This window comes from Phenylobacterium sp., assembly GCF_019636135.1.
Lineage (GTDB): Bacteria > Pseudomonadota > Alphaproteobacteria > Caulobacterales > Caulobacteraceae > Phenylobacterium.
On the sequence record NZ_JAHBYD010000007.1, the window covers coordinates 121369 to 139326 of the forward strand.

The following is a 17958-nucleotide window of genomic DNA, read 5'->3' on the forward strand; positions in this document are numbered from 1 at the left end:
TTGTGGCCTTGGTGGGCTTGGTGTCGAACAGGCGGCGCTGACGCGCCCGCCACGCCGGAAGGGCGCGCGCGGCGCCTCGTCCGGTTGCCTGTCTATCCCCGCTCGCTGTCGAGCATGGCCATCTGCATGGCGGGGTAGCGGTCGCCCGCCGCGGAGCCCTTGGGCGCCGCCGCTTCGATCGCCGCCAGTTGGGCCGGCGTCGGCCTGGCCTCGATGCCGCCCAGCGCCTCGGCCAGCCGGTCGCGCCGCCGCGCGCCGACCAGGGGGACGATGTCGTCGCCCTGCGCCGCCATCCAGGCGATCGCCGCCTGCGCCGGCGTCAGGCCCGCCGCTGCGGCCGCCGCCCGCAGCGCCTCGACCAGCGCCAGGTTCCTCTGCAGGTTCTCGCCCTGGAAGCGCGGGCTGTGGCCGCGGAAGTCGCCGGCTGCGTCCAGCTTCGGCGGCGCCCCGCCGATCAGCCCGCGCGACAGCACGCCGTACGCGGTGATCCCGATGCCCAGCTCGCGCGTGGTCTGCAGGACGCCGTCCTCGATGCCGCGCGACAGCAGGCTGTACTCGATCTGCAGGTCGGCGATGGGGTGGACGGCCGCGGCGCGCCGGATCGTCTCCGAGCCCACTTCCGACAGGCCGATGTGGCGCACCCAGCCGGCCTTGATGCAGTCGGCGATGGCGCCCACCGTGTCCTCGATCGGGACCGTGTGGTCGAGCCGCGCGGGCCGGTAGACGTCGATGTGGTCCACGCCCAGCCGCTGCAGGGTGTAGGCCAGCGCCGTCTTCACCGCCGCCGGCCGTCCGTCGAAGCCCAGGAACGAACGGTCGGGCGCGCGCTGGGCGCCGAACTTCACGGAGAGCACCAGCTTGTCGCGCGGGAGCGTCTTCAGCGCCTCGCCGATCAGCATCTCGTTGTGGCCCATGCCGTAGAAGTCGCCGGTGTCGATCAGGGTGATCCCGGCGTCGACGGCCGCGGCGATGGTCGCCAGGCTCTCGGCCCGGTCGGCCTCGCCGTAGAAGTCGCTCATGCCCATGGCGCCCAGGCCGATGGCGGACACTTCGGGGCCGGTCTTTCCAAGTCTGCGCGTCTGCATCTTCGCCTCCGTTCGAATTCGATGGCGCTGAGATAGCGCTGGCCGGTCGTCCGGATAATCGGCATTGTCCCGCACGGACTGTGCGGGAAACAGAACAATGGAACGCCTGGACCTCGCCGCCCTGGACAGCTTCGCGGCCGTGGCCCGGCATCGCAACTTCCGCCGCGCCGCCGTCGAGCGCGGCGTCTCGGCCTCGACGCTGAGCCAGGCGGTCCGCGGCCTGGAAACGCGCATGGGCGTGCGCCTGCTCCACCGCACCACCCGCTCCGTGGCGCCGACCGAGGCCGGCGCGGCCCTGCTCGCGCGGCTCGGCCCGGCGCTCATCGAGATCGGCGAGGCGATGAGCGAGGCGCGGTCGGCCCAGGCCGAGCCGTCGGGCGCCCTGCGCATCAATGCGCCCGAGCCTGCGGTCGAGCTGGTGCTGGCGCCCATGGCGACCGGCTTCCTCCGCGCCCATCCGGCCGTCCGCCTGGAGATCGTGAGCGAGACCGGCCTCATCGACATCGTGGCCGAGGGCTACGACGCCGGCGTCCGCTGGGGCGAGAGCCTCGCGCAGGACATGGTGGCCGTCTCCCTGGGCCCGCCGCAACGCTATGTGGTCGCCGCCGCGCCCGAGCTCCTCGCCCGCGTGGGCGCGCCGCAGCATCCGCGCGACCTCCTGGAGCGCCCCTGCCTGCGCAACCGCTTCCCGAGCGGCGCGATGCCGTCGTGGGAGCTGGAGAAGGCCGGCGAGGCGGTCCGTGTCTCGCCGGGCGGCCCGCTCGTGGCCAACAGCCCCACCACGCTGGTGCGCGCGGCGCTGGACGGCCTGGGTTTCATCTCGCTCTTCGACGGCTATCTCGCGCCGCACCTGGAAAGCGGGCGCCTGGTCGAGGTGCTGGCCGACTGGTCCGAGCCTTTCCCGGGGCCGTTCCTCTACTACCCCAGCCGCCGCACGCTGCCGTCGCCGCTGCGGGCCTTCGTCGACTTCGTGCAGGCCGGGCGGCGGCGCTAGGGTCCGGACTCGATAGAGTTAGCCCAAAATATAGTGTCATCCCGGCCGGAGGGCCGTATTCGGCCCGTAGAGCCGGGACCCAGGGGGTTCAAGCTCTGAGTCTGGCGCCCCTGGGTCCCGGCTCTCCGCTGCGCTGCGGCCGGGATGACGATCTATATCATTGAATTTATGTTGCTTTATAGAACCTGTCATTGAGTGCGGACCCTACGCGCCGGCCGCTTCCGCCTCCACCGCCTTCAGCTTGCGCCACACGGTCATGCGCGAGACGCCGAGGCGGCGCGCGATCTCGACGGGGCCGACGCCCGCGCGTTGCAGGGCGTGGATCTCGTTCACCGCGGCGGTGGGACGGCGGCGGCGGCTGGCGGCGGCGGGCTCCAGCTCGGCCACGGCCTCCAGCGCCGCGCGGAGCGCACGGCCGGGCAGGCCCTGGCTGGTCAGGTCGGGCTGCAGCACGACGAGGGCGGCCCCGCGCGCCTCCAGCCGGTCCAGCGCCTCCAGCACGCCGCGGCCGCTGGCCGCCAGCCGCTCCAGGCGGCTCACCACGAGCTGGTCGCCGGGGCCGATGAAACCGAGGATGGACGACAGCGTCTGGCCCTCGGCGCCGGGCTCCTCGGCGCGGACCACCTGGCAGCCGGCGGCCTTGAGCACGGCCGTGTCCTCATGCGCGGTCATGTCCCGCAGCCGAACGTAGCCGATCCTCAGCATCCCCACCGCCGATTTCGAAACCCACACGCCGAATACCGGCCAAGGTCCCAAACGGCGGCGGCCTCGCCAAGACGGCAGTAGGTTAAATCGAAGCAATGAAAGACGCGATCCGCCGCGAATTGGGGCGGTATTGTGTCGAGAACTGGCGAACTGTGACCGTCTACCGGGTAAAATTCTCCGCAGGCTTCTTGAGGATGAATTCGCGGTCTGTCGTCCTGCCGACCTTGAAGCCGTATTCGCCCGCCTTCGCGAAACCGTTTCGTTCGTAGAATCTCTGGGCGCCGAAGTTCTCGCTCCAGACGCCGATCCAGACGTTGCGCGGCCCGTCCTTCTGCAGCCAGTCCATGACCTCGCCGAAGAGCCGCCCGCCCAGGCCTGCGCCCTGCGCCGCCTTGGTGAAATAGATGCGCTTCAGCTCGCCGCAGGCCGGGGTGACGTCCTCGTGCGGCAGGCTGCAAGGCCCGGCGAGCGCATAGCCGATGGCGTGGCCGTCCGCGTCCTCGACCAGCCAGTGGGCCTTGGCGGGATCGGCGAGGTCGGCGCGGGTGCGCTCCAGGCCGTAGGCTTCGGCCAGGAAGTCCGCGAGGTCCTGCGGGTCGTACAGGTGGGCGAAGGTGTCGCTGAAGGTGCGGGCGCCCAGCCCGGCCAGGCGTTCGGCGTCGGCCGGCCCGGCGCGGCGGATGACGGGCCCCGCGACGCCCTCGCGTGTGTTCGGGGAAGTTGCGTTAGGATGCGGCATGGCTGTTGCGCTCTACACCCATCACGACATGTTCGACCACCGTCCCGGAGACCGTCATCCCGAGCGGCCCGAGCGGCTGAGGTCGGTGATCGACGCCCTGGACGACGCTGCGCTGGACCTGGCCCCCAACGACGCGCCCATCGTGGACGAGGCCGACCTCCTGCGGGTGCATGACAAGGCCTACGTCGACGAGATCGCGCGCCTGGCCCCCGCCAGCGGCCGCGCGGTGCTGGACCCCGACACCAGCATGTCGGCCGGCAGCCTTACCGCCGCGCGCCGGGCCGCCGGCGCGGTCGTCCAGGCGGTGCGCGACGTGGCCGCGGGCAAGGCGAACCGCGCCTTCTGCGCCGTGCGCCCGCCGGGCCACCACGCCGAACCCGGCCTGCCGATGGGCTTCTGCATCTTCTCGAACGTGGCGGTGGCGGCCCACGCCGCCCGGGCGGCGGGGTTCGCCAGGGTCGCGGTGGTCGACTTCGACGTCCACCACGGCAACGGCACCCAGGCGGCCCTCGGCGGCCGGCCCGGCCTGTTCTTCGCCTCGATCCAGGCATGGCCGATGTGGCCGGGCACCGGCCACCCGGACGACGCCGCGCCGGACAACATCGTCAACACGGTCTCGCCCGAAGGCGCGCCAGCCGCGGTCTGGCGCAAGGCCTTCGAGGCCCTGATGGGCAAGGTCGACGCCTTCGCGCCCGACCTGATCCTCGTCTCGGCCGGCTTCGACGCCCACGCCCGCGATCCGGTGTCGGGCGGCAGCCAGAGCCTGGAGGAGGCCGACTTCGCCTGGGCCACCCGCGCGATCGCCGACGTGGCCGACCGGCATGCCAGGGGGCGGGTTGTCTCCTCCCTCGAGGGCGGCTACGACCTCCAGGCTCTGGGCCGTTCTGCGCTCGCGCACGTCAGGGCCCTGGGCGAAGGGTAGGGGCGCTCGGCCGTGCAAATTCCGGATCGATGGCCAGCGCCTTGACCACCGAAATCAAAGCCACGCCGCTGAAGCACGGCGCCATCGTGCTGGTGCGCCACGGCGAGCCGAACGTCTCGCGCAAGGTGATGCTGTCGGCCGCCGAGTACCGGGCGTTCTGGGCGAACTACGAACTGCTGGGCCTGTTGCCGGGGCAGACGCCGCCGCAACAGCTCATGGCCTTCGTCGCCGAGTGCGGCACGCTGGTGTCGTCCACCCGGCTGCGCGCGATCGAGAGCGCCCAGGCGCTGGCGGGCGAGCGCGCGTTCGACCGCCACGAGATGCTGATCGAGGCGCCGTTGCCGCCGCCGCGCCTGCCGGCGTGGCTCAAGCTGTCGCCGCGCATCTGGGGCTTCCTCGCGCGGTTCTGGTGGTGGTTCTTCAACCACCACGAAGGCCAGGAGCGCCGCAGCGAGGCCGAGGCCCGCGCCGACCGGGCCGCCGCGATGCTGGTCGGCTTCGCGGCCGGCGGCGAGACCGTGGTGGTCCTGGCCCACGGCTTCTTCAACCACCTGATCGGCCGCTCGCTGAAGAAGCAGGGCTGGCGGCTCGCCGAGAGCGAGGGCTACAAATACTGGTCCATGCGCCGCTTCGAGCGGGGGTGATCTCGCGCCCGGATTCCCTGCATGGGCGCAGCATGATATCCAACGCCATGATGCGACGTGACGAGGCGATCAGGCGTTTGAAACGCGGTCGGCGCCGACTGGCGGACCTCGGCGTAGGGCGGCTGTTCCTCTATGGATCGGTGGCGCGCGACCAGGCGGCAGCGGGGAGCGATGTCGACCTCCTGGTCGATCCCGCCGACCCGGCATTCAGCATCTTTACCCTGGCGCGGGTTCAGCAGACGTGCGCCGACCTCCTCGGCGCTCCGGCTGACGTCCACGACTACGACGGCTACGTCCGGCTGGCCGAGTTCAACCGCCGCGTCACGCCAGACCTGATCCGTGTCTTCTGAAGGCCGAGGCGGCCGGGCGGCGACGACCCGAGGCGCGCTCGAGGCGGCGCTTCGGGCCGGACGGCGCGCCCTGCAACTGGTCGCGGCAGATGGCATGGACAGCTACCTTGTGAACGAGGAGCGACAATTGGCCGTCGAGCGGCTGCTTCTGCGATTTGGCGAGGCGCTCAAGGCCGTGCCTGAAGACGTGTTGAACGCCGTCGATCCTGCGCAGGATTGGATCGGTCCGAGACGGTTCCGAGACCTCGCCGCCCATTGGTACACAGAAGGGCTCGATCATCGGCTCATATGGCGGGCGCTCCGGAATGAGCTTCCGCAGGCGACGAACGCGATCGAACGTTTCCTGCAGGCGGACGAGCCGTCGGACTGATCGGCGGGGACTCGCTTCCCGGCGCCGGCGCGCCTAAAGAAGCCTCCATGTCCGAGCCCGCCGACATCGCCGCCATGAGCTTCGAGACCGCGCTCTCCGAACTGGAGCAGATCGTGGGCCGGCTGGAGTCCGGGCAGGCGCCGCTGGAGGATTCCATCCGGCTCTACGAGCGCGGCGCGGCCCTGAAGGCGCACTGCGAGAAGAAGCTCAAGGAAGCCAGCCTGCGGGTCGAGAAGATCGTGGTCGGCGCGGGTGGCGCACCCAGCGCAGAGCCCGCCGAGTTCGGCTGATGGACCTCGCCCGGCGCGTGGCCGAGGCCGCGGACCTCGTCACCGTGGCGCTGGACGAACTGCTCCCGCGCGCCGACGGGCCGGAAGGCCGCTTGACCGAGGCGATGCGCTACGCGGCGCTCAGCGAGGGCAAGCGCCTGCGCACCTTCTTCGCCCTCGAGACCGGCCGCATGTTCGACCTCGACGAGCGCGCGGTCCTGCGCGCCGCCTGCGCGCTGGAGTGCATCCACGCCTACAGCCTCGTCCACGACGACCTGCCCTGCATGGACGACGACGACCTGCGCCGCGGCCGGCCCACGGTCCACAAGGCCTACGACGAGATGACCGCCGTCCTCGCCGGCGACGCCCTGCAGACGGTGGCCTTCGAGATCCTGGCGCACCCGGACACGCACCCGGACGGCGCCGTGCGCGCCGAGCTGGTGGCCAGGCTGGCCGCCGCCTCGGGCGCGCGCGGCATGGTCGGCGGCCAGATGATCGACATGCTGGGCGTGCGCGACGACCTGGGCGGGGTGGCGCGCATGCAGCGGCTCAAGACCGGCGCCCTGATCGCCTGCGCCTTCGAGCTGCCGCTGGTGCTGGCGCACGCGCAGGACGGCGAGCGCCATGCGCTGATGGCCTTCGCCCACGACGTGGGGCTGGCCTACCAGATCGTCGACGACCTGCTGGACGCCGAGGGCACGGAAGACTCGATGGGCAAGGCGGTCGGCAAGGACGCCTCGAAGGGCAAGGCCAACTTCGTCACCCTGCTGGGCGTCGCCGCCGCGCGCGAGCGGCTGGGCCTGCTGAAAACCCAGACCAAATCCCATCTGGATCCGTTCGGCCCGCGGGCCGATTTCCTGCGGGCGAGCGTCGATTTCGTGCTAGAGCGCCGCCAGTAGTCGAGAATTCCATGCCGCCCGTCACGCCCCTGCTCGATACGGTCTCCAGCCCGGCCGACACCCGCGATTTCACGATCCCGCAACTGCGCCAGCTCGCCGACGAGCTGCGCGCCGAGACGATCGACGCCGTCTCGCAGACCGGCGGGCACCTGGGCGCCGGCCTGGGCGTGGTCGAGCTCACCGTGGCGCTGCACCATGTCTACGAGACGCCCGCCGACATCCTGATCTGGGACGTCGGCCACCAGGCCTATCCGCACAAGATCCTCACCGGCCGGCGCGACCGCATCCGCACGCTGCGCCAGGGCGGCGGCCTCTCGGGCTTCACCAAGCGCAGCGAGAGCGAATACGACCCCTTCGGCGCGGCCCACGCGGCCACCTCGATCTCGGCGGCGCTGGGCTTCGCCGCCGCCCGCGACGCCAAGGGCCAGGACAACAAGGTGGTCGCCGTCATCGGCGACGGCTCGATGAGCGCCGGCATGGCCTACGAGGCCATGAACAACGCCTGCGAGACGACCAGGCAGCTCACCGTCATCCTGAACGACAACGACATGTCGATCGCCCCGCCGGTGGGCGGGATGAGCGGCTACTTCGCCCGGCTCGTCTCGGGCGGCGGCTACCAGTCGATCCGCAACCTCGGCAAGACCGTCTCCAAGGTGTTCCCGCGCCCGATGCGCGAGGCGGCCCGCAAGGCCGAGGAGTACGCCCGCGGCATGGTCACCGGCGGCACCTTCTTCGAGGAGCTGGGCTTCTACTACGTCGGCCCCATCGACGGTCACGACATGGACGCCCTGGTCCACGTGCTGCAGAACGCCCGCAGGATCGACGACAAGCCGGTGCTGGTCCACGTGGTCACCCACAAGGGCAAGGGCTATGCGCCGGCCGAGAACGCCGCCGACAAGTACCACGGCGTGGTCAAGTTCGACGTGGTCACCGGCCAGCAGGCCAAGGGCCAGGCCGGCGCGCCGCAGTACACCAGGGTCTTCGCCCAGGAACTGATCAAGCACGCCGAGATCGACCCCAAGATCGTGGCGATCACCGCGGCCATGCCGTCCGGCACCGGCCTGGACCTGTTCGGCCAGGCGTTCCCGGACCGCACCTTCGACGTGGGCATCGCCGAGCAGCACGCGGTGACCTTCGCCGCCGGCCTCGCCGCCGACGGCATGAAGCCGTTCTGCGCGATCTATTCGACCTTCCTCCAGCGCGGCTACGACCAGGTCGTCCACGACGTGGCGATCCAGGGCCTGCCGGTCCGCTTCGCCATCGACCGCGCGGGGCTGGTCGGCGCCGACGGGGCGACGCACGCGGGCTCGTTCGACGTCGGCTACCTGGGCCAGCTTCCGGGCATGGTGGTCATGGCGCCGTCCGACGAGGCCGAGCTGGCCCACGCCATCGCCACCGCCGTGGCCATCGACGACCGCCCCTCGGCCTTCCGCTATCCGCGCGGCGAGGGCGTCGGCGTGCAGATCCCCGACCTCGCGGCCCCGCTGGAGATCGGCAGGGGCCGCATCGTGCGCGAGGGGACCGCCGTCGCCATCCTCTCGTTCGGCACGCGCCTCGCCGAAAGCCTGAAGGCCGCCGACCTGCTGGCCGCCCGCGGCCTCTCGGCCACCGTCGCCGACGCCCGCTTCGCCAAGCCGCTCGACCTCGACCTGCTGCTGCGGCTGGCCCGCGAGCACGAGGCGCTGGTCACGGTGGAGGAGGGCGCGGTCGGCGGCTTCGGCGCCTTCGTCCTGCATGCCCTGGCCGAGCACGGCGCCCTCGACCGCGGCCTCAAGGTCCGCACGCTCACCCTGCCCGACCTCTTCCAGGACCACGACAAGCCCGACGCCATGTACGCCCAGGCCGGCCTCGACGCCGACGGCATCGCCCGCGGCGCGATGGCCGCCCTCGGCGTCGACAACGCCAGCGCGGCGGGCCGGCGGGCCTGACGCCCGTAACACCCCCTGTTGTCATCCCGGTTTCGCCGTAGGCGAAGACCGGGGCCCAACGGGCCACGAGGCGTCGATCTGTCGAAAGATCGCGCGGCGTCGATGTCACGCCTCGCTACGCAGCGTCGATGCACGGCCCTCGGTTGGGTCCCGGTCCCCCGCCTTCGCGAGGGCAGGCTTGGGCTACGCCCAAACCGGGATGACAGCCGGGGGTGAGGAGGCGAAGGGCCGCGTTCCACCCATCTCAGACATTCCGCGCCCCGCCCCCGATCAGGCGTCCACGACGCTCACGCCCAGCCGACTGGCTTCCCGCCCCATCGTCCCGTCGAACGTGGCCAGCGTCGCGCCCAGGCGTCGGGCCAGCACGATGTGCAGGGCGTCGGCCGCCCTCAGGGCATGCTCCAGCCCGCGGATGATCTGCTGCGCCAGCAATATGTCGGACGACTCGACGTGGGCGTCTTCGCAATCGGCGCGGCGCCAGTCGTCGAACCGCACGAATGCGGCGGACGCCTCGGCCGTGCTGAGCCGGCCCGTTCGATGCACGATCGCCAGGGCGGACGAGAACTCCACCGAGGCCAGGTCGCTGACGATCCATAATCCGCCACCGGCGATGAGACGGCGGGCTCGCGGGGTGTGCGCGTCCTCGACGAAGAGCGAGACGGCGACGCTCGTGTCGAGATAGACGCTCAATATCCTTCGTCGCGCATCTGGCGAACGAGCGTGGCCGAGTCAGCCGCGCCGGGCGCCAGCTTGATGCGGACGGAGTCGAGCCAGGCCAGGGTCTCCGCGGGAGTCCGCCGCGGCGGCCTCTGTGCAGCCTGGACCGGCTTGATCTCCACGACGGGCGAGCCGTGACGCGTGATCACCACCTCCTCACCCTTCCGGGCGCGGGCGATGAGTTCGGAAAGGTTGTTCTTGGCCTCGACGACGCTGTAGCGGCTCATGGGCGAAATATAGCTATTCTCTGGCCAGATTGTCCACGCGCGCCAGGCGAGACGGCCCCTAAGGCGCCTTCTCGATGCGAACACGGGCGTCGCCGCTGCTGAGGGTGGCGCTGGTCCCTTCGAACACGACGTCGAGATCCGACGAGGGCGCGTAGAATCGGTCGCGTCCGTTCAGGACCAGCGATATGGCCGGACCGCCCGCGACCTGCGCCGTCATCCGTCCGAAGGGCGGCGCCGCCCTGATCGTGATCTCGCGCCCGTCGGGCATCCGGTACGTCCCCTCGTAGCGGGACCGTATGTCGGGCGGGAGCGGCCATTGCGGGGTCGTGCGCGACCAGACGCTCGGCAGCACGAACGGGAAGCCGTCGAGCACCATTCGGGGATAGTATGAGCTGTGGTTCTCGCCAGGGTAGACTTGGGTCTTCAGCGTCACGCCGGGACGCTTGAGCGCGGCGGACATGGCCTGGAAGCCCGGCTGCATGCCCGTGCCGTTCACCCCGTCGTCGAACTCCGCCACCGCGAGGTAGACCCGCTGGCCGCTTGCGCGCCCGGCGGCGGCGGCGACGCGCTGGACGACGCCGGGCTCGGCCCACACCGGCACGCTGGCCATGATGTAGCCGGCGAAGGCGTCGGGCTGCCGGGCGAAGATGTTGGCGGCGAAGAGCGCGCCCAGCGAGTGGCCCAGCAGGACCGCCCGCCGCGGGTCGGTCGCGTACCGCGCCTCGATGAAGGGCCGTAGATCCTCAAGCAGGAACGCCTCGAACGCCGCGCCGCCGCCGCCCATCTCCGGTAGGCTTCCGTCCTGCGGCCGCCAGCGGGCGTGCGCCAGGTCGTCCAGGCGATGGTTCGCCTCGTTCGGCGCGTCGTCCACGCTGATCACGAGCGCGGCCGACATCAGCCACGCATTGCTCAGGTACTGACCCTGGGGGCCAGCGATGCCGTTGCCGCCATCCAGGGCGTAGATCGCCGGCAGCTTCTGCCCGGGCAGGAAGACGGTCGCGGCCGGCTGACTGACGATGACGCGGAAGTCGCGTCCGATGCGCTCGGAATGAACGATGAAGCGCGTCACGCCGTATTGCGGCGGTGTGGACTCGGAGACCACCTTCAGCGCCTCCGCTCGGGCCTGCCCGACGGCGAATATCGCCAGGAAGAAGAGAAGTATCGCGCCCCGGCCCATGCCTGTTCCCCGCGAGTGTTGGCCACTGCTGGCTTGCCCTCGTGACGAATTTGCGGCGCGACGGCCCGTCAGGCCGGGGAGCGCCAGGCCCGCGCTTCAGGGCGTCGGAGGATTCCGGTGGACCCGTGACCTCTCCGCGTGTCTCCGCGGTTCATGAAGCGAGCGGCCGAGCCGTCCACAAGTCACATGCGATCGCCCTGCGTAGCGCGGCGGCTGGACCTCAGAACGGGCTGAAGCGCTCGATCAGGCTCTGGCCGGCCGGGGTCTTCTGCATGCGGCTGATGTCGCCGCGGCCGCCGTAGCTGATGCGGGCCTCGGCGATCTGGGTGTGGCGCACGGTGTTGGCCGAGGAGATGTCCTCGGGCCGCACGATGCCGGCCACGGTCAACTGGCGCAGGTCGGTGTTGGTGCGCACCTCCTGGGTGCCCTGGATCACCAGGTTGCCGTTCGGCAGCACGGCGGTGACCACCGCGGCGATGGTCAGGCTGATCTTCTCCGAGCGGTTCACCGCGCCCTGGCCGGCGTTGGAGCTGGTCGAGTTGGTCTCGATGGCGTTGGCGGGGTCGTAGCCGCCCGGCAGGATCTTCCCGAGGGTCGACTCCAGGCCCAGCAGGTGCGGCACGCCCGCCTTCGTGCCCGAGGTCCGCGACGACGAGGTGGCGTTGGTGGTCTTGGCGCTGTCGTCGATGTCGATGTTGACGGTCAGGATGTCGCCCGGTCGGCTGGCGCGCTGGTCGTTGAAGAAGGCGCGCGCGCCGGTGCGCCACAGCGAGTTGGCGCTGGCCGGCTGCGGCGCGGGCAGGCGGGCCGAGGCCACCGGCTGGCTGATCGGGACGAGGGCGGCGGGGTAGCCCACCGGCGCCAGATCGGGGCCCATCGCGGCCTCCTTGATCGTCGAACAGGCGGCGAGCGGGGCGAGGGCGGCGACGAGGGCCAGGGTGCGCAGGCGCATGGCGTGATCCTTCAGCGTGCGGCGTAACGGGAGGAGCGGACGAGCTTCAGCTCCTCCGCCTGGGGTCCGACCGCGGCCTGGCCGGGTCCGGTGACCACGGCGGCGACGGTCTTCTTCGACGTGACGTTCTGCACGTTGATGGTCTCGCCCACTGCGCCGCCGCCGAGGGCCTTGGCCTGCAGGGAGAGCGAGACGCCTTCGTTCTCGTAGGAGAGGGTTACGATCTCGTTGGCCTTCACCACCTGCGGCGCCGAGACGTCGCGCGCGGCGACCGCGGAACCGGCGCGCAGCGGGCGCCTGGCGGCCAGGCCGATGACGGCGTCGGCGTCGGAGGGCGCGTCGGCGGGCGCCGCGGCCATCTTCGCCCACACGAGGTCCTGCGGCTGCACGATCTCGCCGGCCATGATGGAGCGGGCCCAGGTCAGCGCCTCGACGTTGCCGCGCGCGGCGACCGCGCCGCCGGCCGCCGGCGCCGTGGCCGCGCCGGTCACGACGATCTGCCGCAGGCCCTCGGCGTTGGCCCAGTCGAGCCCGGCGCGGGCGGCGGCCAGCCGCACGGCGGCCGCATTCAGCATCACCGAGGCGCCGGAGCGCGTGGCGACGGGCGTGCGCCCCGCGGCGCCGGCGCCGTCGAAGATGTCGCCCAGGGTCACCACGCCGTCGGTGTCGACGGTCGCGGCCTTCAGCGTGACGGGCACGCCGGCGAGGGCAGGGCCGGCGATGAGCAGGGCGACGGCGGCGAACGCGAGCGCTTTCATGGGCTTAAGCCTTCACCTGGTTGGCGGTGGCCAGCATGTTGTCGGCGGTGGAGATCACCTTGGAGTTCATCTCGTAGGCGCGCTGCGCCACGATCAGGGCGGTGATCTCGGCCACGGCGTCGACGTTGGAGGCTTCGGTATAGCCCTGGACCAGGACGCCGATGCCGGTGGAGCCCGCTGTGCCGGAGGTCGGCGCGCCCGACGCCGCCGTCTCCTGGTAGAGGTTGTCGCCCAGCGCCTTCAGGCCGCCGTCGTTCACGAAGGTGGCCAGTTCCAGGATGCCGACCACCGAGGGGTTGGTCTGGCCGGCCTGCTGCACCTGCACCTGGCCCGTCTTGGAGATCGTCACCGAGACCGCGTCGCCCGGGATCGAGATGGCCGGCTGGATCTGGTAGCCGTCCTGGGTGACGAGCTGGCCCTGGTCGTTGACCGAGAAGTTGCCGGCCCGCGTGTAGGCGGTCTCGCCCGACGGCATCAGCACCTGGAAGAAGCCGCGGCCATCGATGGCCAGGTCGTAGGGATTGTCGGTGCGGGTCAGCGAGCCCTGCGTCTCGACGCGGTAGACGGCGCCGGCCTTCACGCCTGCGCCCACCTGCACGCCCGTCGGCACGATGGTGCCCTGGTCGGACGACTGCGTGCCGGCCGCCTCGTAGGTCTGGTAGAGCAGGTCCTGGAACTCGGCGCGCTGCCGCTTGAACGCGACGGTGTTCATGTTGGCGATGTTGTTCGAGATGACCTCGACGTTCATCTGCTGGGCGGCCATGCCCGTGGCGGCGGTGCGGAGCGCTTGCATCGGCTTTCAGTCCCTTAGTTGGCGCGCCCGAGGCGGTCGACGGCGCGGCGTGAGAGGTCCGCGGCGCTGTCGATCATCTTGGCGGTGGTCTCGTAGGCCCGGCTCACCTCGACCATGCGGGTGATCTCCAGGACGGATTTGACGTTCGACCCTTCGAGGTGGCCCTGGCGCAGCTTGGCCGCGTCGGCGGCCGGCTCGGGCTGGAGGTTCGATCCGTTGCGGAAGAGGTTGTCGCCGGCCTTCTCGAGCACGGCGGCGTTGGCGAACCTGAACATGCCGACCTTGCCGACACGCTCCGTGCCCTGGCTCATCGAGCCGTCGCCGCCGATGGCCACGCCGCCCTTCTCGGCGTCGATCGTGATCTCGCCGCCGCTCTCGTCGAGCACCGGATAGCCCGCCTGGCTGACGAGGCGGCCGGCGGAGTCGACGGTGAAGCGGCCGTCGCGGGTGAAGCGCGGGCCGTCCGGGGTCTGCAACTGGAAGAAGCCCTGGCCCTGGATGGCCATGTCGAACTCGCCGTCGGTCCTGCTGAGCGCGCCCTGGCCGAAGTCGCGGGCCACGCCGTCGGGGGCCACGAACTTCACCGGGCGCGGACCGCCCATCGTCATGGCCGGCGCGCCGGGCGCCGTCTTCTGCATCATGGACTCCACCTTGAAGCCCGTGGTGTCCACGTTGGCGATGTTGTTCGCGATGATGTCCATCTCCTTGCGCAGGACCATCTGGCGCGAGAGACCGACGTAGAGGGCGTTGTCCATCGAGTTTGCGGACCCAGGTGAGTGCGACGTTTCGGCCCTCAGGGTCTGCAAGCTTCGGGCCAACTTGAAACCCGAATGAAATCAACGAACAAGAAAGTTAACGCGCGCCCGGCGGCGGAATCTGCCGGGCAGGAATCGCGTCCGTTAAGAGGTGTTAAAAACTGCTTCTTAACCAAACGCGCCCATTGGTGATCCCGCATACGACGGGGGCGCGACGCGTGGCCAAGAAGGAAAAGAAGCCCAAGGAGGCCGAGGGCGAGGCGCCCGCGGCCGCCGAAGGCGCCGAGGGAGAGGCCCCGGCCAAGAAGAAGCTCCCGCTCAAGATGATCATCATCGCGGGCGCCGCGGCCCTGGTCGTCCTGGGCGGCGGCGGCACGGCCGCCTTCATCTTCCTCAAGCCCAAGCCGGATGCGGCCGCCCAGGCCGGCGAGCACGGCAAGGAGAAGAAGAAGGACAAGAAGAAAGAGGAGAAGAAGGAAGGCAAGGACGGCGAGAAGGGCGCGGCGGTGGTCCGCGAAGGCCCTGACGGCGTCGTCTTCTACACCATGCCCGACGTGGTGGTGAACATGCAGACCGCCGACGGCAAGCCCACCTTCCTGAAGCTGAAGCTCACCCTGGAGCTGCCCGACGAAGGCGCGGTCGACGAGCTCGACCCGAACATGCCGAGGCTCCAGGACATGTTCCAGACCTTCCTGCGCGAACTTCGCCCCGAGGACCTGTCCGGCTCGCAAGGCAGCTACCAGCTCCGCATGGAGATCCTGCGCCGGGTGAACCTGGTGATCTCGCCCTCCAAGGCCAACGCCGTCCTCATCGAGGAGATGCTGATCAACTAGCGCCGCCGCGCGAGTTGCGTCCGAAACCCCATGGCCGACGAAACCGAAGACCAGACCCCGGAGACCGAAGCCCCCGCCGAAGGCGGCGGCGAGACCGACTGGGCCGCCGCGGCCGCAGCGGAAGCGAACTCGTCCGAGCGGATCCTGAACCAGGACGAGATCGACAGCCTGCTGGGCTTCGACCTCTCCGAGGACGAGATCGCCGAGCGCACCGGCATCCGCGCGATCATCAACTCGGCGCTGGTCAGCTACGAACGCCTGCCGATGCTGGAGATCGTCTTCGACCGCCTCGTGCGGTTGATGACCACCAGCCTGCGGAACTTCACCTCCGACAACGTCGAGGTCAGCCTCGACAACATCTCTTCGATCCGCTTCGGCGACTACCTGAACTCGATCCCGCTGCCGGCGATCCTGTCGGTGTTCCGCGCCGAGGAGCTGAACAACTACGGCCTGCTGACGGTCGACTCGAACCTGATCTATTCGATCGTGGACGTCCTGCTGGGCGGGCGCCGCGGCACCGCGGCGATGCGTATCGAGGGCCGCCCCTACACGACGATCGAACGCGTGCTGGTCCAGCGGATGGTCGAGGTGGTGCTGGCCGACGCCAAGGAGGCGTTCGAGCCGCTGACGCCCGTCCATTTCACCCTGGACCGCCTGGAGACCAACCCGCGCTTCGCCGCCATCGCGCGGCCGGCCAACGCCGCCATCCTGGTGAAGCTGCGCATCGACATGGAAGACCGCGGCGGGCGCATCGAGCTCCTGCTGCCCTACGCCACGCTCGAGCCCATCCGGAAGATGCTGCTGCAGCAGTTCATGGGCGAGAAGTTCGGCCGCGACAACATCTGGGAAAGCCACCTCGCCACCGAGCTCTGGACCACCCAGACCGAAGTCCGCGCCGTGCTCGACGAGCAGCAGATCAGCCTGAAGAGGGTGCTGGAGCTCAAGGTCGGCGACACGCTGATGCTGAACGCCACGCCCGAGAGCCTGATCGAGCTGCGCGCCGGCGCCATCCCGCTCACCCGCGGCCGCATGGGCCGCCGCAACGCCCACATCGCCGTGCGCGTGGAAGCCCCGCTTTCGCCCGCCGCCAAGCAAGCTGTCTCGAGGGGCTCATGATACTGCTTCGCCAAGGCTTCGCAGCATTCAACCGATCCTTCGTAGCTCCCAAAGGAGCGAAGTAGGATGAGTCTGATCGCCATCGGCATGAACGTGCTGCTCGCGGGCCTGCTGGTCGCCGCGATGGTCGTGGGCCTGCGCCTCAACAGGCGCCTCAAGGCGCTGAAGGACAGCCACGAAGGCTTCGAGGCCGCGGTGCGCGATCTGAACCTCGCCGCCGTCCGCGCCGAACAGGGCCTGGCCGACCTGCGCGCCGCCACCGACGAAGCCGTCGACATGCTGTCGGACCGCATCGAGAAGGGGCGGGCGCTGGCCGCGAAACTGGAGAAGCTGGTCTCCGCCGCGCCCGAACTGCCCCGCGCCGCCGCGGCGCTGGCGGACCGCGCGCCGCGCGCCATGCCGCCGGTCACCCCGCCGGCCCGCCCGACGTCCACCGAGGATCGCCTCCAGTCGCTGCTCTCCATGGCCCGCCAGCGCCTCGCCGCGCAGGACGCCGGCGAAGCCGCGACGGCGCCGGTCGCGCGGCCCGAGCCGCTGGTCGGCCGCGCGCCCCTGCCGGGCCGCCGCGTGCCGCCCAGCGTCGACGATGACCTGTTCGAGGATGCGCCGCTCACCCTCGACCGCCTTGCCGGAGCCCGCCGTTGAAGTCCGTCCCGCGCATCCTGCCCCTCGTGGGCGTCGCCATCGGCGGCGTCCTGGCCGTGAACGCCGTCTCGGGCGCGCGCGACCTGCCGGGCCTCATCTCGGGCGCCCAGGCTTTCGCCGAGGAAGTGACCCGGCCCGAAAAGGGCGCGAAGGCCGAGAAGAAGGGCGAGAAGGCCGAAGCCGGCAAGGACGGCGCCGCCGCCGCGCCGTCGGCCACCGATCCCGCCGTCGCGCTCCCGGCCGCTTCGATCGCGCCCAAGGCCGTCTGCGCGCCCACCGCCGCCGAACTCGCCAAGCAGGCGGGCCTGAGCCCCGCCGAGCTTCAGGTGCTGCAGAGCCTGGGCGCACGCCGCGGCCAGCTCGACGCGCGCGAGAACGACCTCAACACCCAGCTCGCGCTGATGGCCGCCGCCGAGGCCAAGCTGGACGCCAAGATCAAGGCCCTGAACGGCCTGAAGGCCGAGGTGGACGGCCTGCTCAACCAGTCCAACACCAAGGAAGCCGCCGAGATCGACCGCCTGGTGAAGGTGTTCGAGGGCATGAAGGCCAAGGACGCCGCCCCGCGCCTCGCCGCGCTGGACGAGAACGTCCGCATCCCGATCGCCGCCAAGATGAAGGAGCGCGCGCTCTCGGCCATCGTGGCCGCGATGCCGGCCGCCGAGGCGAAGAAGCTGACCGAGGCGCTCGCCCGCCGCTACTCCGACGCCCAGGCCGCCGCGGCCAGGGCGACCGCCGTCGCCGCCCAGGCCGACGCCAGGCAGGCGGCCGCCAAGTCCAGCGTCGATCCGACCGCGCCGGAGGCCGCGCCGAAGAAGCAGGCGGCCGCGAAGAAGCCCGCGCCGCGCAAGAAGGCTCCGGCCACGCAGCAGGCCGCGGCCAAGCCGGCGCCGGCCGCCGCCGCGCCCGCGACCCCCGCCGCGCCGCAGCCCTACCAGGCGCCGTCCGCCGCCCCGCCGGCGGCCAAGGCCGGATAGCGCATGAGCCTGAGGAAGGCCCTCCGTTCCGGGGTGGCTGCGGCCTGCATCGCCAGCGTCGCCGCCCCCGCCGGGATCGCCGCCCCCGCGGCCAAGGCCGCTGCCC

At 71.0% G+C, this 17958-nt stretch carries 22 protein-coding genes; 12 read left to right on the plus strand and 10 right to left on the minus strand.

Annotated features, from left to right (window positions below; all coding sequences use genetic code 11):
- Positions 1–92: 92 nt before the first annotated feature.
- The gene (locus tag KF737_RS06990; RefSeq protein WP_296452048.1) at positions 93–1085 is read right to left on the minus strand and encodes an aldo/keto reductase; all 993 of its coding nucleotides are present in this window, start codon (positions 1083–1085) and stop codon (positions 93–95) included.
- Positions 1086–1182: 97 nt separating this feature from the next.
- Here KF737_RS06990 and KF737_RS06995 point away from each other — a divergent pair, with 97 nt between their 5' ends.
- On the plus strand, positions 1183–2079 hold the full coding sequence (locus KF737_RS06995) for a LysR family transcriptional regulator (RefSeq protein WP_296452050.1): 897 nt from the start codon (positions 1183–1185) through the stop codon (positions 2077–2079).
- A gap of 204 nt (positions 2080–2283) precedes the next feature.
- Here the strand turns inward: KF737_RS06995 and KF737_RS07000 are convergent, their stop codons facing one another.
- Positions 2284–2751 carry a recombinase family protein gene (locus tag KF737_RS07000; protein WP_296452053.1) on the minus strand — a complete coding sequence of 156 codons (468 nt, stop codon included), beginning with the start codon at positions 2749–2751 and terminating at the stop codon, positions 2284–2286.
- Between the two features lie 193 nt (positions 2752–2944).
- Positions 2945–3523: a GNAT family N-acetyltransferase gene (locus tag KF737_RS07005; protein WP_296452057.1), complete on the minus strand. Its 579-nt coding sequence runs from the start codon at positions 3521–3523 to the stop codon at positions 2945–2947.
- Here KF737_RS07005 and KF737_RS07010 point away from each other — a divergent pair.
- From KF737_RS07010 to dxs, 7 genes are read left to right on the plus strand one after another with little or no spacing between them, the layout of a single operon-like run.
- Positions 3522–4445: a histone deacetylase family protein gene (locus tag KF737_RS07010; RefSeq protein WP_296452059.1), complete on the plus strand. Its 924-nt coding sequence runs from the start codon at positions 3522–3524 to the stop codon at positions 4443–4445. The two genes, KF737_RS07005 and KF737_RS07010, sit on opposite strands and share 2 nt — an antisense overlap.
- A gap of 41 nt (positions 4446–4486) precedes the next feature.
- The gene (locus tag KF737_RS07015) at positions 4487–5089 is read left to right on the plus strand and encodes a histidine phosphatase family protein (protein ID WP_296452061.1); all 603 of its coding nucleotides are present in this window, start codon (positions 4487–4489) and stop codon (positions 5087–5089) included.
- A gap of 47 nt (positions 5090–5136) precedes the next feature.
- Positions 5137–5439: a nucleotidyltransferase domain-containing protein gene (locus KF737_RS07020; protein ID WP_296452064.1), complete on the plus strand. Its 303-nt coding sequence runs from the start codon at positions 5137–5139 to the stop codon at positions 5437–5439.
- Positions 5429–5809, plus strand: coding sequence for a HepT-like ribonuclease domain-containing protein (locus KF737_RS07025; protein ID WP_296452067.1), 381 nt, complete (start codon positions 5429–5431; stop codon positions 5807–5809). Before KF737_RS07020 ends, KF737_RS07025 begins: the two co-directional genes overlap by 11 nt.
- 47 nt (positions 5810–5856) lie before the next feature.
- Complete coding sequence (locus KF737_RS07030; RefSeq protein WP_296452070.1) at positions 5857–6099, plus strand: exodeoxyribonuclease VII small subunit; 243 nt, start codon at positions 5857–5859, stop codon at positions 6097–6099.
- Positions 6096–6977, plus strand: a complete 882-nt coding sequence (locus KF737_RS07035) for a polyprenyl synthetase family protein (RefSeq protein ID WP_296452167.1) — start codon at positions 6096–6098, stop codon at positions 6975–6977. Before KF737_RS07030 ends, KF737_RS07035 begins: the two co-directional genes overlap by 4 nt.
- Positions 6978–6988: 11 nt before the next feature.
- The gene (gene dxs / locus KF737_RS07040; protein WP_296452073.1) at positions 6989–8905 is read left to right on the plus strand and encodes a 1-deoxy-D-xylulose-5-phosphate synthase; all 1917 of its coding nucleotides are present in this window, start codon (positions 6989–6991) and stop codon (positions 8903–8905) included.
- 270 nt (positions 8906–9175) lie between these two features.
- Here the strand turns inward: dxs and KF737_RS07045 are convergent, their stop codons facing one another.
- The 7 genes from KF737_RS07045 to flgF form a co-directional block, all read right to left on the minus strand.
- Complete coding sequence (locus tag KF737_RS07045) at positions 9176–9595, minus strand: type II toxin-antitoxin system VapC family toxin (protein WP_296452076.1); 420 nt, start codon at positions 9593–9595, stop codon at positions 9176–9178.
- A complete protein-coding gene (locus tag KF737_RS07050) occupies positions 9592–9849 on the minus strand; it encodes a type II toxin-antitoxin system Phd/YefM family antitoxin (RefSeq protein ID WP_296452079.1) in 258 nt (85 codons plus the stop codon). Before KF737_RS07050 ends, KF737_RS07045 begins: the two co-directional genes overlap by 4 nt.
- Positions 9850–9907: 58 nt before the next feature.
- Positions 9908–11026: an alpha/beta hydrolase-fold protein gene (locus tag KF737_RS07055; protein ID WP_296452082.1), complete on the minus strand. Its 1119-nt coding sequence runs from the start codon at positions 11024–11026 to the stop codon at positions 9908–9910.
- 220 nt (positions 11027–11246) lie between these two features.
- Positions 11247–11972, minus strand: coding sequence for a flagellar basal body L-ring protein FlgH (gene flgH / locus KF737_RS07060; RefSeq protein ID WP_296452170.1), 726 nt, complete (start codon positions 11970–11972; stop codon positions 11247–11249).
- A gap of 17 nt (positions 11973–11989) precedes the next feature.
- Complete coding sequence (gene flgA / locus KF737_RS07065) at positions 11990–12736, minus strand: flagellar basal body P-ring formation chaperone FlgA (RefSeq protein ID WP_296452085.1); 747 nt, start codon at positions 12734–12736, stop codon at positions 11990–11992.
- A 4-nt stretch (positions 12737–12740) separates the two neighbouring features.
- Positions 12741–13529, minus strand: a complete 789-nt coding sequence (flgG, locus tag KF737_RS07070) for a flagellar basal-body rod protein FlgG (protein ID WP_296452088.1) — start codon at positions 13527–13529, stop codon at positions 12741–12743.
- A 14-nt stretch (positions 13530–13543) separates the two neighbouring features.
- Positions 13544–14284, minus strand: coding sequence for a flagellar basal-body rod protein FlgF (gene flgF / locus KF737_RS07075; protein ID WP_296452091.1), 741 nt, complete (start codon positions 14282–14284; stop codon positions 13544–13546).
- A 218-nt stretch (positions 14285–14502) separates the two neighbouring features.
- Here flgF and KF737_RS07080 point away from each other — a divergent pair, with 218 nt between their 5' ends.
- The 4 genes from KF737_RS07080 (at position 14503) to KF737_RS07095 (ending at position 17852) form a co-directional block, all read left to right on the plus strand.
- Positions 14503–15117, plus strand: coding sequence for a flagellar basal body-associated FliL family protein (locus KF737_RS07080; protein WP_296452094.1), 615 nt, complete (start codon positions 14503–14505; stop codon positions 15115–15117).
- A gap of 30 nt (positions 15118–15147) precedes the next feature.
- Complete coding sequence (gene fliM, locus KF737_RS07085) at positions 15148–16233, plus strand: flagellar motor switch protein FliM (RefSeq protein WP_367273216.1); 1086 nt, start codon at positions 15148–15150, stop codon at positions 16231–16233.
- Between the two features lie 66 nt (positions 16234–16299).
- Complete coding sequence (locus tag KF737_RS07090) at positions 16300–16878, plus strand: DUF6468 domain-containing protein (RefSeq protein ID WP_296452097.1); 579 nt, start codon at positions 16300–16302, stop codon at positions 16876–16878.
- Positions 16875–17852: a hypothetical protein gene (locus KF737_RS07095; protein ID WP_296452100.1), complete on the plus strand. Its 978-nt coding sequence runs from the start codon at positions 16875–16877 to the stop codon at positions 17850–17852. The genes KF737_RS07090 and KF737_RS07095 overlap by 4 nt, the downstream gene beginning before the upstream one ends.
- The last annotated feature ends 106 nt before the right edge of the window (positions 17853–17958 follow it).

Coding starts and splice junctions, on each gene's coding strand:
- KF737_RS06990 (WP_296452048.1), bottom strand. CDS start 1,085: ATGCAGACGCGCAGACTTGGAAAGACCGGCCCCGAAGTGTCCGCCATC.
- KF737_RS06995 (WP_296452050.1), top strand. CDS start 1,183: ATGGAACGCCTGGACCTCGCCGCCCTGGACAGCTTCGCGGCCGTGGCC.
- KF737_RS07000 (WP_296452053.1), bottom strand. CDS start 2,751: ATGACCGCGCATGAGGACACGGCCGTGCTCAAGGCCGCCGGCTGCCAG.
- KF737_RS07010 (WP_296452059.1), top strand. CDS start 3,522: ATGGCTGTTGCGCTCTACACCCATCACGACATGTTCGACCACCGTCCC.
- KF737_RS07005 (WP_296452057.1), bottom strand. CDS start 3,523: ATGCCGCATCCTAACGCAACTTCCCCGAACACACGCGAGGGCGTCGCG.
- KF737_RS07020 (WP_296452064.1), top strand. CDS start 5,137: ATGATGCGACGTGACGAGGCGATCAGGCGTTTGAAACGCGGTCGGCGC.
- KF737_RS07030 (WP_296452070.1), top strand. CDS start 5,857: ATGTCCGAGCCCGCCGACATCGCCGCCATGAGCTTCGAGACCGCGCTC.
- dxs (WP_296452073.1), top strand. CDS start 6,989: ATGCCGCCCGTCACGCCCCTGCTCGATACGGTCTCCAGCCCGGCCGAC.
- KF737_RS07050 (WP_296452079.1), bottom strand. CDS start 9,849: ATGAGCCGCTACAGCGTCGTCGAGGCCAAGAACAACCTTTCCGAACTC.
- KF737_RS07055 (WP_296452082.1), bottom strand. CDS start 11,026: ATGGGCCGGGGCGCGATACTTCTCTTCTTCCTGGCGATATTCGCCGTC.
- flgA (WP_296452085.1), bottom strand. CDS start 12,736: ATGAAAGCGCTCGCGTTCGCCGCCGTCGCCCTGCTCATCGCCGGCCCT.
- flgG (WP_296452088.1), bottom strand. CDS start 13,529: ATGCAAGCGCTCCGCACCGCCGCCACGGGCATGGCCGCCCAGCAGATG.
- flgF (WP_296452091.1), bottom strand. CDS start 14,284: ATGGACAACGCCCTCTACGTCGGTCTCTCGCGCCAGATGGTCCTGCGC.
- fliM (WP_367273216.1), top strand. CDS start 15,148: ATGGCCGACGAAACCGAAGACCAGACCCCGGAGACCGAAGCCCCCGCC.
- KF737_RS07090 (WP_296452097.1), top strand. CDS start 16,300: ATGAGTCTGATCGCCATCGGCATGAACGTGCTGCTCGCGGGCCTGCTG.